The organism is Lactobacillus sp. W8172 (assembly GCF_016102055.1).
Classification (GTDB): domain Bacteria; phylum Bacillota; class Bacilli; order Lactobacillales; family Lactobacillaceae; genus Lactobacillus; species Lactobacillus apis_A.
Genome location: NZ_JACFPG010000001.1, coordinates 182186 through 198643 on the forward strand (window position 1 = coordinate 182186; position 16458 = coordinate 198643).

General features: G+C 36.8%; 14 protein-coding genes and 1 pseudogene. 13 read left to right on the forward strand and 2 right to left on the reverse strand.

What is annotated here, in order from left to right:
* Positions 1 to 277 precede the first annotated feature (277 nt).
* On the forward strand, positions 278 to 1192 hold the full coding sequence (locus H3R21_RS00865; protein ID WP_198182373.1) for an ROK family protein: 915 nt from the start codon (positions 278 to 280) through the stop codon (positions 1190 to 1192).
* A gap of 37 nt (positions 1193 to 1229) precedes the next feature.
* On the opposite strand, the gene H3R21_RS00870 is transcribed toward H3R21_RS00865, so the two are convergent.
* Both H3R21_RS00870 and H3R21_RS07540 read right to left on the reverse strand, forming a co-directional pair.
* The gene (locus H3R21_RS00870; RefSeq protein WP_232352277.1) at positions 1230 to 1922 is read right to left on the reverse strand and encodes a LysR family transcriptional regulator substrate-binding protein; all 693 of its coding nucleotides are present in this window, start codon (positions 1920 to 1922) and stop codon (positions 1230 to 1232) included.
* 21 nt (positions 1923 to 1943) lie between these two features.
* A pseudogene (locus H3R21_RS07540) lies at positions 1944 to 2117 on the reverse strand (LysR family transcriptional regulator); the annotation flags it as partial.
* A gap of 107 nt (positions 2118 to 2224) precedes the next feature.
* Here H3R21_RS07540 and H3R21_RS00875 point away from each other — a divergent pair.
* The 12 genes from H3R21_RS00875 to H3R21_RS00930 all read left to right on the forward strand — a co-directional run bounded on the left by H3R21_RS00875 (position 2225) and on the right by H3R21_RS00930 (position 16456).
* Positions 2225 to 3682 carry an FAD-dependent oxidoreductase gene (locus tag H3R21_RS00875; RefSeq protein ID WP_198182375.1) on the forward strand — a complete coding sequence of 486 codons (1458 nt, stop codon included), beginning with the start codon at positions 2225 to 2227 and terminating at the stop codon, positions 3680 to 3682.
* Between the two features lie 204 nt (positions 3683 to 3886).
* Positions 3887 to 4612 (forward strand): UMP kinase, encoded by a 726-nt coding sequence (gene pyrH, locus H3R21_RS00880; RefSeq protein ID WP_046307061.1) that lies wholly within the window; start codon positions 3887 to 3889, stop codon positions 4610 to 4612.
* The gene (frr, locus tag H3R21_RS00885) at positions 4612 to 5169 is read left to right on the forward strand and encodes a ribosome recycling factor (RefSeq protein ID WP_198182376.1); all 558 of its coding nucleotides are present in this window, start codon (positions 4612 to 4614) and stop codon (positions 5167 to 5169) included. Before pyrH ends, frr begins: the two co-directional genes overlap by 1 nt.
* Before the next feature lie 2 nt (positions 5170 to 5171).
* On the forward strand, positions 5172 to 5906 hold the full coding sequence (locus H3R21_RS00890) for an isoprenyl transferase (RefSeq protein ID WP_198182377.1): 735 nt from the start codon (positions 5172 to 5174) through the stop codon (positions 5904 to 5906).
* A gap of 11 nt (positions 5907 to 5917) precedes the next feature.
* Entirely contained in the window at positions 5918 to 6715 is a 798-nt protein-coding gene (locus H3R21_RS00895; protein WP_046307055.1) for a phosphatidate cytidylyltransferase, read from the forward strand.
* Positions 6716 to 6724: 9 nt separating this feature from the next.
* Complete coding sequence (gene rseP, locus H3R21_RS00900; RefSeq protein ID WP_198182378.1) at positions 6725 to 7981, forward strand: RIP metalloprotease RseP; 1257 nt, start codon at positions 6725 to 6727, stop codon at positions 7979 to 7981.
* Between the two features lie 19 nt (positions 7982 to 8000).
* Positions 8001 to 9701 carry a proline--tRNA ligase gene (locus H3R21_RS00905; protein WP_198182379.1) on the forward strand — a complete coding sequence of 567 codons (1701 nt, stop codon included), beginning with the start codon at positions 8001 to 8003 and terminating at the stop codon, positions 9699 to 9701.
* Positions 9702 to 9706: 5 nt separating this feature from the next.
* The gene (locus H3R21_RS00910) at positions 9707 to 14014 is read left to right on the forward strand and encodes a PolC-type DNA polymerase III (RefSeq protein ID WP_198182380.1); all 4308 of its coding nucleotides are present in this window, start codon (positions 9707 to 9709) and stop codon (positions 14012 to 14014) included.
* 105 nt (positions 14015 to 14119) lie between these two features.
* Positions 14120 to 14593, forward strand: coding sequence for a ribosome maturation factor RimP (gene rimP, locus H3R21_RS00915; protein WP_198182381.1), 474 nt, complete (start codon positions 14120 to 14122; stop codon positions 14591 to 14593).
* A gap of 19 nt (positions 14594 to 14612) precedes the next feature.
* On the forward strand, positions 14613 to 15827 hold the full coding sequence (gene nusA, locus H3R21_RS00920) for a transcription termination factor NusA (RefSeq protein WP_198182382.1): 1215 nt from the start codon (positions 14613 to 14615) through the stop codon (positions 15825 to 15827).
* A gap of 18 nt (positions 15828 to 15845) precedes the next feature.
* The gene (rnpM, locus tag H3R21_RS00925; RefSeq protein WP_143451903.1) at positions 15846 to 16142 is read left to right on the forward strand and encodes an RNase P modulator RnpM; all 297 of its coding nucleotides are present in this window, start codon (positions 15846 to 15848) and stop codon (positions 16140 to 16142) included.
* A 2-nt stretch (positions 16143 to 16144) separates the two neighbouring features.
* Positions 16145 to 16456 (forward strand): ribosomal L7Ae/L30e/S12e/Gadd45 family protein, encoded by a 312-nt coding sequence (locus tag H3R21_RS00930; protein ID WP_198182383.1) that lies wholly within the window; start codon positions 16145 to 16147, stop codon positions 16454 to 16456.
* Positions 16457 to 16458: the final 2 nt, after the last annotated feature.

Below are 16458 nucleotides of genomic sequence, written 5' to 3' on the forward strand. Positions count from 1 at the left end.
TTCATAAGATAGAGAAAAAAGAACCCTCCTTAAAGGAGGGCTCTTTTTGTACTACAGTAGTTAGATATTAGTTTCTATGAGTAAGTTCATGAAGATAAGAATAAACGTGATCCACAAAGTAAGATTGCGATTTTTAAATGCAGTTTTTGAAAATTTATGATACAGTAGAATTCTTGATTGTCTAAAAGTAATGCAATCAAAAATTGAGTTTTAGTTTATAATCTTTTATGTATGTGGCTCTTATGGCTGTAACTTTTAATTTATCTATTGGTGAAGGATGAAGATGAAAAATTATTTAAGTATTGATATTGGCGGAACAGAAATTAAATACGCACAAATAGACCAAGCTGGTAATATTATTGAAAAGGGTAAAGTAAGTACTCCTGACAATAAAGCTGACTTTTTAGTTGCAGTAGATAAAATTGTTAAAAAATATACAGATAGAATCAAAGGCTTGGCAATTTGTGCTCCTGGAAAAATCGAAGGAACAAAAATACGTTTTGGAGGTGCAATTCCTTATCTTGATGGCATTGATTTTGGAGAAATCTATCAAGATAAGGACTACCCTGTAACTGTTCTTAACGATGGTAAAGCAAGCATTCTGGCAGAAAACTGGCTAGGAAGTTTAAAAGGAGAAACTAACTGTGCAGCACTAACATTAGGCACGGGTGTTGGCGGTGGCATCATAGTTAACGGTCATCTTTTACAAGGCTCCCATTACCAAGCTGGTGAATTGAGCTTTATGATTGTTGATTTGACCCACCCGGAAAAAATGCAAGGTAGCGTCGGTAATCTATGCTCTGCTGTCAACTTCGTTAAGCATGTAAATCAAAAAACAGGTTATTCTGAAATCAATGATGGAATTCATGCTTTTGAAGAAATTAAAAACGGCAATGAAGACGCAATTAAGATTTTCAACGATTATTGTTTAAACATTGCAGCTTTAATTTTAAATATGAATACAGTAGTTGATATAAATAAAGTGGCAATCGGTGGCGGCATTAGTGCTCAACCAATTCTACTTTCTGGCATCAATCAGGCTTATGATAAGTTAGTTGGCAAAATGAATTCAATCATTGGCCAAACATTAGTCAAACCGAAAATAGTTGCAGCCAAGTTTAGAAACGACTCTAATTTATATGGAGCCTTATATAACTTGTTATTAACTGTAGATAACGAAACTGATTATTAATAGTAAAACCTCACTTAATTTTAAGTGAGGTTTTTTATTAGCTTAAAAACTGCTGGATTAATTTTTTCTTTTCCGTATTCTTTTGATAAATGGCTTGGACATGGTAGTTTTGGGCACTGCTGTTGCCCTCTAATGGCAAATATTCAATTTTCTCACTCGGAGAGTTTGAAGGTTGAAGTAAGCCATCTGGATAATATGCATTAGCTTGATTAGAGGAAACAAGAATTTGCATTTGTTCAATAGTTGAAATTCTAGCGACCGGTAAATTTTGATAAGCTTCAGGTAAGGTGGCAAGAAAGGCATGCTTTAAATAATTGGTTTTCTCAGGTCCATAATATAAAATAGGTTTTTCTTTAAGAGCAGTTAATGGAAAAACAGAGCCGCTACTTAAAGGATTGAGTTTACTGACGCCAATCACCATTTTGCTTTGAAAAATACTCTTGTTAGTTAGGTTCTTAGTCAAAAATTCTTGTTCTCCATAATCTAAGATAAAAGCTAAATCTAATATGCCGAGAGAAACGTCTGATATTAAGTGTTCAATACTCTCCTCGGTTATCTTGATTTTTAATTCAGGCTGTTTTTGATTTGCATCAAAGATTTTTTGTAGCAACAATGCCCCTTCAAAAGGAGAAAAGTAGCCAACTTTTAGTTCTTGATAGGTGGTGGCAGCTTCATGCCGCAGAGAATTGATTTCTACAGAAAAGCTATGTAATATTTCCTTAGTTTTCAAGAAAAATTCCTGTCCTTGAGAGGTGATTGAAATCTTGTTTTTGCCGCGCTCGAACAATTTAAAGCCTAGTTCGTTTTCAAGCTTGCCAATTGACTGTGAAACTGCGCGTTGACTAATGTACTGTGTTGCAGCAGCTTTTTGAAAACTCCCTGTTTCGACTACCGTAATGAAAGTATTTAATTGAGTGAAATTCATCTTTATCCGAACCTTTTACTTCTAGTGTTGAAAAATAAAGTGTCTATATTTTTTATTTGTAAGCACTTACTATTAAAGCATAAATAGTTTTAAAGAGGTACACGGTTATGAAAATTTCAAAGAAAGAAAATTATGATGTTGTAGTTGTAGGTTCGGGTGCTGCTGGTCAAGCTGCTGCATTAACTGCTGTCGAGAACGGTAACAGTGTTTTGATGCTTGAAAAGGGTCGCCACACAGGTGGTTCTGCAAATTATAGCGAAGGACTTTTCGCAGTTGGTTCATATTTACAAAAAGAAAAAGGGATTAATGTTTCAACTTTAGATGTTTTAAAAGAAGAAGTTGAGTATTCCAGCTATAAGGCGGATTCAAGGATTTGGCGTAATTACTTGGATACTAGTGCCGAGAATATTAAATGGTTACATGATGAAGGCGTCGAATACGAAGGTGTTCAAGCAATGGGTGCTGGTGAAGCAACGTGGCATATTTATAAAGGATATGGCGATGGCGCAATGCATAATGGTTTGGAGCCTCGTTTTAAAAAATTGGGTGGAGAACTTTTAACTTCTACATCAGCAATTAACTTAGAAATTGATTATGATGGCAATAAAAAGGTAACACTCAAAAATGAAGCTAACGGTGACATCGAAATAATTACAGCCAAAGTAGTGATTCTGGCAACAGGAGGCTATTTAAACAATGACGAAATGATGGCAAAAGAAACCAATTATGATTTATCTAGATTGATTACAGTTTCATGTGGCAAAGGCACTGGTGATGGCTTGAGATTAGGTTGGCATGTAGGTGGTCAAAAATACGGCATGGGCACGGCAATGTTATTTGGCGGCTATCTTAAAGATCCAGGTCAACCATCATTCAAGATGATGCGGAGCCAGATGAATGTGGCTGCAGGACAACAACCACTTTTATGGGTAAATGAAAATGGTGAGAGATTTGTTGATGAATCAGTCGTTTATAACTTTTCATATGCCGGCAATGCTCTGTATAGTCAAAATAAAGTTTACAGCATTTTAGATAAAAAGATCATTGATGAAATGGCCGAAAAGGGCAACTTTATGGGACTAGGTGTTTACATTGAACGTGGACATAAGATGGATAAGTTACAAGAAGAAATTGATCAAGCAGTTAGTGAAAACAAACCATTTATCTTTAAGGCCGATACACTAGAAGAGTTAGCAGAAAAAATGAACTTGCCAAAAGACAAGTTTGTTCAAAATATAAAAAAATTCAATGAAGATGTAAAAACTGGTGAGGACAAGTCATTTGGTAAGGATCCAAAGTACTTAAGAACTGTTGAAGATGGACCATTTTATGGCTTTAAGTTAACAGTTGGTGCATATTGTACAATGGGTGGTTTAAGAATAACCCCTGACAATGAGATTGAAGATGAAAAAGGTCAACCAATTGAAGGGGTATACGCAACAGGTAATGATGCAAGTGGTTTAACTGGAGATACATATGGTCCAAACATGCCAGGAACTTGTGCCGGATATGCATTCTATTCCGGAAGAAATGCAGCGCAACATGCACAAAAATATTTGAAATAATAATAGATTAAAAAGCTCTGTTTAATACGACAGTGCTTTTTATTTTCAATAGAAAATACTAAATAATCAGTGTGTTTTTCTTCTATTAAAAAAGCTTTTAAAGAGAAAATAAATTTCTTAATAAAATTCTGCTCTTTTGTTTTGTAGTCCTACATTTGCCATTTTTATATGGTAGAATAACTAAAGTTAATAGAGGAGGTTGTCATGACTCAAGTTAAATATAAGCGAATTGTTTTAAAGATTTCTGGTGAAGCACTGGCTGGTAGTCAAGGTACTGGAATTGATCCTACAGTTATCAGCCATTTAGCCGAAGAAATTAAAGCGGTTCACGACCTAGGCGTTGAAATTGGAATCGTTTGCGGTGGCGGTAACATGTGGCGTGGTGAAACTGGTGAAAAACTGGGAATGGAACGTTCACAGGCAGACTACATGGGTATGCTAGCAACTATCATGAATGGTTTAGCTCTTCAGGATGGTTTAGAGCACGTAGGTGTGCCAACAAGGTTACAGACATCAATCGAAATGAGACAAATTGCTGAGCCTTACATTAGAAGAAAGGCAATTCGTCACCTTGAAAAAGGCAGAGTAGTAATCATGGGTGGTGGAACCGGTAACCCATACTTTTCAACTGATACCACTGCAGCTTTACGTGCGGCTGAGATTAATGCAGATGTCATTTTAATGGCTAAAAATGGTGTTGACGGAGTATACTCCGCTGATCCAAAAATTGATCCAAGCGCTAAAAAGTACAATGAGCTAACTCAACTTGATGTAATCTCCAAAGATTTGAAAGTTATGGACAGAACTGCTAGTTCACTTTCAATGGATACAAATATTCCTTTAATTGTGTTTAACGTCAATACAGAAGGAAATATTAGAAAAGTCGTTATGGGTGAACATATAGGAACTGTAATTGAAGGTGGAAAATAATGAATAACGAAACGATTAAAAAAGCGCAAGATAATATGGAGAAATCTATCAGCGTTTTTGAAAAGAATCTCGGCTCTATTCGCGCCGGTGTTGCCAATGCAGCCTTGCTTGATGGTGTTCAAGTTGAATACTATGGTGCACCAACCCCATTGACTCAAATGTCGAGTGTGACTATTCCAGAACCTCGTGTTCTCTTGATTACGCCGTACGACCAAAACAGTGTCGATGATATTGAACATGCTCTTCTTGCTTCAAATCTAGGCTTAACACCAGCAAATGACGGTAAAGTTATTAGACTAGTTATTCCTCAATTGACTGGTGAAAGACGCCAAGAAATTGCAAAAGAAGTAAATAAAATTGCCGAAGAAGGAAAAATTGCCATTCGAAACGTAAGACGTGATGCAATGAACTCACTTAAGAAGCAACAAAAAGATGATGAAATAACTGAGGACGAGCAACGTAACCTTGAAAAAGAAGTTCAAAAGGTAACGGATCAAGCAACTAAAAAGATTGATGAATTAGCTGATAAAAAGCGTAAGGAAATTACTCAAGGCTAAAAATGGTAGAAAAAAGAAATCAATTAAATCATCTTGCAATCATTATGGATGGTAATGGTCGCTGGGCTACCAAGCAAGGCAAACCACGTGTGGCTGGTCATTACGAAGGGATGAACAATGTTGAGAGAATCACCTTAGCAGCTGATCAACTTGGAATAAAAGTCTTGTCTCTATATGCTTTTTCAACTGAAAACTGGGCACGACCAAAAGAAGAAGTTGCGTATTTAATGAACTTGCCTGTACGCTTCTTTGATCATTTCATGCCGACATTAATGGAAAAGAATGTAAAAGTTAATATTATGGGCTACTTGGATGAATTACCTCGTAAGACATATGATGTAGTTCAACGTGCAATGGCAGAAACTGCGCAAAATACTGGTTTAATACTGAATTTTGCTTTTAATTACGGCTCAAGAAGAGAAATAACCACAGCGGTTAAAGAAATTGGTACGTTAATTGAGACGGGTCAACTTACCAGTGATCAAATCACTGAAGAACTGATTTCGGATCGGCTAATGACGGCAGGCTTTAAAGAATTTAGGGATCCTGATTTATTAATTAGAACCTCTGGAGAACAACGCATCTCTAATTTTATGCTTTGGCAATTGGCTTACTCTGAACTTGCATTTAGCTCTAAAAACTGGCCTGATTTTACAAAAGAGGACTTGCAAGAATTTGTTAGTGATTTTCAAAATCGTCATCGCCGCTTTGGCAAATTAGATGAAACGGATAGTTAGGTAATTATTATATGAAACAACGTGTAATTACAGCAGTTATTGCTTTAATTTTATTTATTCCAATCGTCATTATGGGCGGTTTGTGGATGGATTGGCTGACAGTCGCTTTTGCAGCGGTTGGAATAAGTGAAATCTTTTTAATGAAAAAGCAGATTTTAGTTTCTGTTAACTTTTTGCTAGCTTTATTGGCAACAATCACTTGGGCAGTTCCTGATAGTTTTATCAAGAGCATGCCGTTCCACTGGACCAAATACGGTATTTACTTTGCTCTAATTATGTTAATGTTAACTTGGACAGTTTTATCAAAGAATAAGACAACTTTTGATGATGTTTCAGTGTATACACTTGGCTCACTGTATATCGGTACCGGTTTTCACTACATGGCAAGCATTAGAAATAGTTCAAACGGCTTTGCTTTACTTTGCTATGTTTTCGTTGTCGTTTGGTTAACTGACACAGGCGCTTACATGATTGGACGTAAAATAGGTAAACACAAGTTATGGCCAGTGATTAGTCCTAATAAAACATGGGAAGGGTCAATTGGCGGAACTATTTGCGCGGTCATTTGTGCAGCTATCTATGTATATTTCGTCAATGTCGATTATCCGCTATGGCAAATGGTTGTTTTTGCCCTGATTCTATCAATTGTTGGTCAAATGGGTGACTTAGTTGAATCCGCATATAAACGCTATTATGGTGTTAAAGACTCAGGTAAGATTTTACCGGGTCACGGTGGAATTTTAGACCGATTTGATAGTATGCTATTTGTTTTGCCGGTATTCGCGGCATTACTAGGAATTATACATTAGGAGTATTCCATGAAAGGTATACTGATTTTCTTAGTAGTTTTTGGCTTATTAGTGTTTGTTCACGAATTCGGGCACTTTATTGTTGCAAAAAAGTGCGGTATTTTGGTTCGTGAATTTTCTATTGGGATGGGCCCTAAGCTATTTCAGGTAAGACGGAATCCAACCACTTATACTATTCGCTGGCTGCCTTTAGGTGGATATGTTCGTTTAGCAAGTAAGGACGATGAAACTGAACTTTCACCTGGGATGAATGTAATTCTTCAACTAAATAATCAGAATAAAGTGGTCAAAATTGATGCCTCAGAATCAGATATTCCGGTGGAAGGAATTCCAGTTCAAGTAATAAAGGCTGATTTGGTAGATAAACTGGTAATCGAAGGCTATGAAAATGGTGATGAAGAAAAACCGGTTAGGTATTCAGTTGACCATGATGCAACTGTCATTGACCAATCAAAGACTGAGCTAATAATCGCACCTCGTGATACGCAATTTCAAGAAGCAAATGTTTGGCAAAAACTTGCTACTAATGTTGCTGGACCTTTGATGAATATTTTACTTGGCTTTGTAGTTTTCATGATTTGGACGTTTACAATTCCAGGCCCTGCAACTACAACAATTCAATCAGTGTCACCAAATTCGCCAGCTGATGTGGCTAAGATTAAAAAGGGCGCAAAGTTGGTCTCGATTAATGGTCACAAGACGAGTTCATTTGAAGATGTCTCTAATATAATTGCTCAAAGTAAAGGCGAGAACTTAAAAATAGTTCTGGAAAAAAACAATCAGACTACTACAGCTACGGTAAAGCCAAAGGTTGTAAAAGTCAGTGGTCAAACTGTTTACCAAATAGGAATTAAAGCTCAAAGTGATGATCGAGCTATTTCAAAAGCTAAACGTGGATGGAATACAGCTGTGTCAACCACAGGAATGATTTTTAACGCTTTAGGTGGTTTAATTAGAAACTTTAGTTTGAACAAATTGTCTGGTCCTGTTGGGATATACTCTCAGACGGCTCAAGTTTCGCAAATGGGTTTTTCATACCTTTTGGCATTTTTAGCAATGATTTCAATTAATTTGGGAATTGTAAACTTAGTACCGATTCCTGGACTTGATGGTGGAAAATTCTTACTTAATATTATTGAGATTTTCCGTGGAAAACCTATTTCTGAAAACCATGAGGCTATTGTTGAATTGGTTGGATTTGGTCTGCTCTTACTTTTAATCATCGCAGTTACTGGTAACGATATTTATCGCTACTTTATTAAATAAAGAATTTGGGGAGAATTTAATGCGACAATCTAAAATATTTATACCTACTTTAAAAGAAGCACCAACAGATGCGGTTGCTGAAAGCCATAAGCTGATGCTTCGTGGTGGCTATGTAAGACAAGTTACTGCAGGAGTTTATGCTTATTTGCCTTTAGGTTTTCGAGTTTTAAATAAAGTCGAAAAAATCATGGAAGAGGAAATGGAAAAAATAGGTGTTCCAGAAATGGAAATGCCTGAACTTTTACCAGCAACTCTCTGGGAAGAATCAGGTAGATGGCAGAAGTATGGTCCTGAAATGTTTCAGTTAAAAGATCGCCATGGACGTCAAAGTCTTTTAGGGCCAACCCATGAAGAAACTTTTACCGAAATTGTTGCTAAAAATCTCAAGAGTTATAAGCAAATGCCAATTGCGCTTTACCAAATTCAAACTAAGTTCCGTGATGAAAATCGTCCTCGGTTTGGTTTACTTCGTAGCCGTGAATTTATTATGTTAGATGCATACAGTTTTGCTGCTACTAGTCAACAATTAGATGAGCAATTTGATGATGAGAAAAAAGCATTTGAAGCAATTTTTAGTCGTTGCGGTGTCAAAGTAACCCCAGTAATTGCTGATTCCGGCACGATGGGCGGCAAAAACTCAATGGAATTTCAGGCTCCAGCTGCAATTGGTGAGGATACCATTGCAACTAATGAAGCAGGTACTTATTCCGCAAATCTAGAAATGGCTCAAAGTATTGATACATTTAAACAAGATCCAGAACAGGTTGCCGAACTAGAAGAGGTTGCAACTCCTGGTCAGGAAACAATTGCTGATTTAGCTGAATTTTTGAAAGTACCAGAAACAAAAATAGTAAAAAGTGTTTTATACATTATTAATGAAAAAGAGCACGTTCTAGTTTTAATTCGTGGTGATAAGCAGATAAATGAAGTTAAGTTAACTCATTTACTAGATGCTAATTCTGTTCGTGTTGCTACTGATGAAGAATTAAAGGAAATTACAGGTGTTGGCAAGGGTAGTGTTGGTCCAGTTGAAGCAAATTGGGCTGATAAGATTATTGCAGACGATACTGTTAAAGACTTGACTAATGTAATTGTCGGGGCAAACAAAGATGGATTCCAATTTAAGAATGCTAATCTAAATCGTGATTTTAAAGTTGAAGAATTCAGTGATTTACGTGTTGCAAATGAAGGTGAACCAGATCCTGTTGACCATTTACCATTAAAATTCACTACTTCAATTGAAGTTGGTCATATCTTTAAGTTGGGAACCTACTATACAGATAAAATGGGCGCAAGTTTCCTTGATCAAAATGGGAAGGCTCAACCTGTTATCATGGGTTCATATGGAATCGGAGTAACCAGAGTTCTATCTGCAGTTATTGAACAACATTTAACTGAACGAGGAATTTCTTGGCCTAAAGAAATTGCTCCTTATGATCTTCATATTGTTCAAATGAAGATGAAAGATGACGACCAAACAAAATTGGCTGAAAGTCTTGAACAAAAATATAGTGCTGACTATGATGTTTTATATGATGATCGTAACGAACGCGCAGGAGTTAAATTTGCTGATGCAGATTTAATTGGTGCGCCTCTTAGAATCACAATTGGTAAAAAAGCTAGTGATGGAATTATTGAGGTTAAGCGTCCAACTGATGAAAAATCAATAGAGCTGAATGTTTCTGAACTCGATGATTTTGTAAATAAAGAGTTAGGATAATTTCTGTGGCTAATAAAAACGAACTTTTCTTAAGACTGTTAGAACAAATTCATTTTCCAGATCAATTTGAAGACAATGACCTATTAAGAAAAGGTGAAATTAAGAACGTGGATGTATATGCTAAAGAACATAGATGGGATATCCATGTTCTTTTTGCTACTCCACTTAAATTTGAAACATATGATGCTTTAAATAAGGCAATAAAAGCAAATTTTTCATCTTTTGTTAAAACCAGGCTTTTTGTATCTACCCAAGATGGACTTGATGACTATTTAACTGATTATTGGAAATACGCAGTTCAAAATTCTGATATCTTACAACCAGTTGCACGCGAATTTATTTCTAGTCATAAACCCAAAAAAGAAAATGGTCGTTGGATTATTCCAGTAGATAACTTGGTGGTTGATGGCCTTATTGAACAAAAGATGCTGGACCAACTCGCAGAAGAAATGCGTAATTATGGTTTCTTCAATCTAAAGTTTGTTACTGAAGTTGATGATGTCAATTCACTAAGCAACTTAGAGAGTTTACAGCAACTGCAAGAGCAGCATGAACAAAGCATGCAGGAAGTATACGAAGCTGCTCCGGTCAAGGAAAGACCAAAGCAGACTACTTACCAGACCAAAAAGACACATTATGGCAATCGTAAATTAGATGAAAGTTTACCTATTACTCAGATTAAGGATGTTATTGATGGTACAAGAAATGTTGTCATAGAAGGGAACATTTTTAATACTGATAGTAAAGAGTTAAAAACAGGTACAATTATCTTCACTGGAGAAATAACTGATTATAGTGATTCGATTTCCTTTAAAAAGTTTATTTCAGATAAAGACCAATTGGAATCGATTAAGGCTTTAAAACCAGGGACTTGGGCTAAAATGCAAGGTTCTGCTGCTGAAGACCAATGGAGTCATGATGTCGTGTTCAACATTAGCAGTTTTGAAGCAGTTGAGCATGTCGGAAGACAAGAAAAATATGAGGGTGATGAAAAGCGCGCTGAGCTTCACCTTCATACTAATATGAGTCAGTTAGATGCAACAAACACTGCCACCGATTTTGTTTTAGCTGCTAAAAAGTTTGGTCAAAAAGCAATTGCAATTACAGACCACGCTGATGTACAAGCTTTCCCTGAAGCATATAATGCCGGCAAAAAGAACGGTGTTAAGATTGTTTATGGTGTTGAAGCAAATATGATTGATGACCATGCTATGTTAGTTCTTAATCCGGCACCAATGAAATATGAAAATAGAGAGTTTGTTATCTTCGATGTTGAAACAACTGGTTTATCATCAGTTTACGACACAATTATCGAAATTGGTGCAGTCAAAATGAGGGATGGAGAGGTACTTGAACGCTTTGACAAGTTCATCAATCCTCATCATGCGCTTAGTGAACAAACAATCAATTTAACATCAATTACTGATGAAATGGTAAGTGCTGCTGATGATGAAGCAGTCGTCATTAAGCAGTTCCAAGATTTTTATGGTGATCGACCATTGTGCGGACACAATGTTCAATTCGATGTGGGCTTTGTAAATGCTGCGCTAAAAAGAGCAGGGTTGCAAGAAATCACTCAACCTGTAGTAGATACACTAGAAGTATCTCGTTTGCTTCATCCTGAACAAACAAGACATACTCTAGATTCTTTAGCTAAAAAGTACAACGTTGTTCTTGAACATCACCATCGTGCTAATCAAGATGCGGAAGCAACTGGCTATTTAATGTTCAAACTACTTGAAGCCTTTACCAAAAAATATGGTGAAGATGATATGGGTAAGATGAATGATTATGCGGCTCATGGACAAGTTTTCAAAAGAGCTCGCCCGCAGCATATGACTATTTTGGCTAAGAACCAGGCTGGCTTGAAGAACATGTATCGGCTAGTTTCAATTGCTAATACAAAGTACTTTTACCGCATTCCGCGTACCCCTAAATCTGATTTAACTGATAATCATGAAGGATTGTTATTTGGTTCCGGTTGCTCAGAGGGTGAAGTTTTTGTTGCAATGATGCAAAAGGGCTATGATGAAGCTCGTGAAAAAGCTAAATTCTATGATTATTTAGAAGTTCAGCCACCAGCAAACTATTCCCAGTTAATTGAGGACCATTTAATTGCTGATGAGGCTGAATTAGAAGAAATATTAACTAACATATACAAGTTAGGAAAAGAATTAAATAAACCTGTTGTTGCAACGGGAGATGCACATTATGTTGAAGAGCACGATGCAATTTATAGAACAATTTTGATTTCAGCACAGCGTAGTAATCCAGACCGCAATAAAAAGCAACCTGATTTACATTTTTACACTACGCAAGAGATGCTCGATGCATTCAATTTTTTAGGTGAAGATGTTGCAAAAGAAATTGTCATTACAAATCCAAACAAAATTGCAGAATCAGTTGAAGAGATTGCTCCAATTAAAGATGGCTTGTATCCGCCGCATATTGAAAATTCAGATGAGGAAATGAAAAAGTTGACTTATGATAAGGCTCATGAACTGTACGGTAATCCTCCTCCTAAAATCGTTCAGGATCGTTTGGATATGGAGTTAAATTCAATTATTTCAAATGGTTATGCAGTCATTTACCTGATTTCCCAGCGGCTTGTTGCCAAGTCAAATAAGGACGGCTACTTGGTTGGCTCCCGTGGGTCTGTTGGATCTAGTCTAGTCGCTACAATGTCTGGAATTACTGAAGTAAATCCGCTTGCGCCACACTACCGGTGTCTGAAGTGTAAATATTCACAATTTTTTGAAAATGGTGAGTACGGTTCAGGTTATGACCTTCCTGATAAGAAATGTCCTGAGTGTGGGGCAAATTTGGTTAAGGATGGGCAGGATATTCCCTTTGCCACTTTCTTGGGCTTCCATGGAGATAAGGTTCCCGATATCGATTTAAACTTCTCAGGAGACTATCAACCTGTTGCTCATAACTTTATTCGTGTAATGTTCGGACCAGGTAATTCATATCGTGCTGGTACTATTGCGACTGTGGCTGATAAAACTGCTTATGGTTATGCAAAGCACTATGATGAAGAAAAAGAACTGAACTTAAGAAAAGCTGAACTTGATCGTCTTGCTGCTGGGGTCAGCGGGGTAAAGCGGACTACGGGACAGCACCCCGCTGGTATAGTAGTAGTGCCAGATGATATGGACATTTATGACTTTACACCAGTCCAATACCCTGCCGATGATGTGAATGCTGCATGGAAGACGACTCATTTTGATTTTCATTCAATCCACGATAACATTTTGAAATTTGATATCTTAGGTCACGATGATCCGACGATGATCAGAATGTTGCAAGACTTATCTGGTGTTGATCCATTGACAATTCCGCCTGATGATCCTGGTGTTATGTCATTGTTCTCGAGTCCTGATATCTTGGGTGTCACTCCAGAACAAATTCAATCAAAAACTGGTACTTTGGGTGTTCCAGAATTTGGAACCAGATTTGTAAGGGGGATGCTCGAAGAAACCAAGCCGACCACATTTTCTGAACTACTTCAAATTTCTGGCCTTTCGCATGGTACTGATGTTTGGTTAGGCAATGCTGAGGAGCTAATTAACAATGGTACGTGCAAGTTGAAAGACGTAATCGGCTGTCGCGATAATATTATGATGGACCTTATCCACTGGGGTATAAAACCAGAAACAGCATTTTCAACAATGGAGTCTGTTCGTCGTGGCCGCGGAATTAGTGATGAAGACATGGAAGTTTTGAAGCAAAATGATAAAATTCCAGACTGGTATATTGAATCTTGCTTGAAAATTAAATACATGTTCCCTAAGGCGCATGCAACAGCCTATATCCTTATGGCTTTAAGAATTGCTTGGTTTAAGGTTTACTATCCTGAAATATATTACACTGCATACTTTTCTGTGCGTGCTGATTTGTTTGATCTTGTGGCAATGAGTCACGGTAAAAATACAGTAAAAAAAGCAATAGCAGACATTCAGGAAAAAGGAAATGATGCTTCTGCTAAAGATAAGAGTTTATTGACTGTTTTGGAAATCGCTAATGAATGTTTAGAGCGGGGAATAAAAATCAGGATGGTTGACATCAATGAATCAGAAGCTACAAACTTCAAAATTATTGATCAACACACTATTTTGGCCCCATTCAATGCTGTTCCTGGGTTAGGGAACAATGCAGCTAAGCAAATTGTTGCGGCCAGAGCAGAGCAAGAATTCTTATCAAAAGAGGATTTGGCAAAAAGAGGTAAGGTTTCGCAAACAATTATGGACTATCTGGAAGAAAATGAGGTCTTGGAAGGGATGCCAGACCAGAACCAGTTATCACTTTTTTGATTTTTGCAGAAGAAATATAAATATGATATACTGTTAAAAGAAGTTCGAATAAATGATTCGGAGTGAGCAGGTTTTGCTCACTCTTTTTATTACGGAGGAAAGTACTTGGCGAAAGTTGAAGATTCTGTACTTGCAGAAATCAAACCAATCATTGAACAGCGCAATGATGAATTTGTTGATATTGAATATGTTAAAGAAAAGGGTCAAAATTATTTAAGAATATATGTTGATCGCGAAAATGGAATTGATATGGATGAAATTGCTGGCCTTAGCGAATTGATTTCTGAAAAACTCGACGAAATCACACCAGATCCTTTTCCTGATCCATATATTTTAGAATTATCATCTCCTGGTATTGAGCGTCCTATCAAAACTGAAAAAGATTGGAAAAAGGCGCTTAATAACTATATTCATGTCGGCCTTTACCAAAAAATTGAGGGCGAAAAAGAATATGAAGGTACTCTGAAAGCCTTTAATGACGAAGAAATCGAACTTGAAGTAAAGGTAAAAACAAGGCGGAAACAGTTAACTATTCCCCGGAAGTTGATTGCAAGCATTCGTTTTGCAATCGAATTTTAGAAAGGCTGATTAAAAACTTATGTCTAAAGAAATGCTAGAGGCCTTTGCGACTCTAGAAAAAACCAAAGGTATAAAACAAGATGTGATTGTTGAGGCTATCGAAGCAGCACTTGTTGCAGCCTATAAGAAAAACTATAATCAAGCAACTAACGTGGTAGTTGAATTTGATGAACGTAAAGGTGATTTTAAGTTAATGACTGAAAAGGAAGTTGTCGATGAAGTTCACGATGACCGACTTGAAATCAGCTTAAAAGATGCTTTGACAATTAATAAAGCTTATGAAGTTGGAGATAAAATCCGCTTTGAAGTTGCGCCAAAGAATTTTGGTCGAATTGCCGCACAGACTGCTAAGCAAGTTATTATGCAACATTTACGTGAAGCGGAAAGAAATCATATTATTGATGAATATTCGCAATATGAAGATGAATTGATTACTGGGACCGTGGAAAGACGTGATAATCGCTTCGTTTATGTTAAAATTGGTAATGTCGAAGCTGTTATGCCACGTAATGATCAAATGCCAAATGAAAATTATAATCCGCAAGATCAGATACGTGTCTTGGTAACTCATGTTGGTTCAGACACCAAGGGAGCACAAATTACGGTTTCACGTACTGCTCCAGACATGGTTAAACGTCTATTTGAACAAGAAGTTCCTGAAATCTATGATGGGACTGTTGAGATAGTTTCAATAGCTCGTGAGGCTGGCGATCGAACAAAAATTGCGGTAAAATCTAACGACCCTAATATTGATCCAGTCGGTACCTGTGTTGGCCAACGTGGTGCTCGTGTGCAAAACGTTGTTAACGAACTCGGTGGTGAAAATATTGATGTTGTCAAATATGAAGAGGATCCTTCAGATTTTATTGCAAACGCGTTAAATCCAGCAGAAGTCATTGCTGTTCAGTTTGGTAATGAAGAAGACGAAAAAAGTGCACTTGTAATCGTTCCTGATTATCAATTGTCACTTGCCATTGGTAAAAAAGGTCAAAATGTTAGATTAGCTGCAAGATTAACTGGTTACAAAATTGACATTAGACCAGAATCTGAAGTTGAATTTGTTGATGAAAACACAGCTGAAGCTAACCAAGAAAATGCAGAAGCTGAAACAGAGGAAATTGTTGATTCAGTTGCTGACGGCATAGATGAAGATATTTCGGCTGAAGCTGTTGATCAAGATGATGTTGAAATTGAAGACTCTGTGGATAGTGACGAAGAGGCTGATCAAGAATAAAGCGAGGGGTGAGTTCTTTTGAAAAAAAGAAAAATTCCAATGCGAAAAGATCTATTAACAAATAGTATGCAACCGAAAAAAGAATTAGTCCGTGTCGTAATTGATAAGGAAAAAAATATTTCGGTTGATCCTACTGGGAAACAGCCAGGCAGAGGTGCATACGTATCTTTAGATCCGAGCAAAATAAAATTTGCCCAAGAAAAAGGGTTATTAGATAAAAGCTTAGGTACAAAAGTACCTGAGTCCTTTTACGAAGAACTCTTTTCTTATGTTGATCATCAAAAAGCAAGAAAAGAATTGTTTGGTGATAAATAAATTTGCAAAATAGAACAAAAGCATTAAATTTACTTGGGCTATGTGAGCGAGCTGGAAAAATGGTTTCTGGTGTAGATATCGTTCTTGCTTCACTAAAGTCGCAAAAAGTAAAAGTAGTTATTTTGGCTAATGACAGTCATGCAGACACCTGCGGAAAAGTCACTAGAGTTGCTAAGCAAAATGACGTAACAGTAATAGATGATTTTAGCAGCGATGAAATATCACATGCGGTAGGCAAAAACCGAAAAGTATTGGGAATTACTGATACAGGTTTTGGTAAAGCACTAATACAAAAAATACATAAAGGAGTGTGATT

What these genes read in the sequence shown, in the direction of transcription:
- H3R21_RS00865 (WP_198182373.1), top strand. Translation starts at nt 278, where the DNA reads ATGAAGATGAAAAATTATTTAAGTATTGATATTGGCGGAACAGAAATT.
- H3R21_RS00875 (WP_198182375.1), top strand. Translation starts at nt 2,225, where the DNA reads ATGAAAATTTCAAAGAAAGAAAATTATGATGTTGTAGTTGTAGGTTCG.
- pyrH (WP_046307061.1), top strand. Translation starts at nt 3,887, where the DNA reads ATGACTCAAGTTAAATATAAGCGAATTGTTTTAAAGATTTCTGGTGAA.
- frr (WP_198182376.1), top strand. Translation starts at nt 4,612, where the DNA reads ATGAATAACGAAACGATTAAAAAAGCGCAAGATAATATGGAGAAATCT.
- H3R21_RS00890 (WP_198182377.1), top strand. Translation starts at nt 5,172, where the DNA reads ATGGTAGAAAAAAGAAATCAATTAAATCATCTTGCAATCATTATGGAT.
- H3R21_RS00895 (WP_046307055.1), top strand. Translation starts at nt 5,918, where the DNA reads ATGAAACAACGTGTAATTACAGCAGTTATTGCTTTAATTTTATTTATT.
- rseP (WP_198182378.1), top strand. Translation starts at nt 6,725, where the DNA reads ATGAAAGGTATACTGATTTTCTTAGTAGTTTTTGGCTTATTAGTGTTT.
- H3R21_RS00905 (WP_198182379.1), top strand. Translation starts at nt 8,001, where the DNA reads ATGCGACAATCTAAAATATTTATACCTACTTTAAAAGAAGCACCAACA.
- nusA (WP_198182382.1), top strand. Translation starts at nt 14,613, where the DNA reads ATGTCTAAAGAAATGCTAGAGGCCTTTGCGACTCTAGAAAAAACCAAA.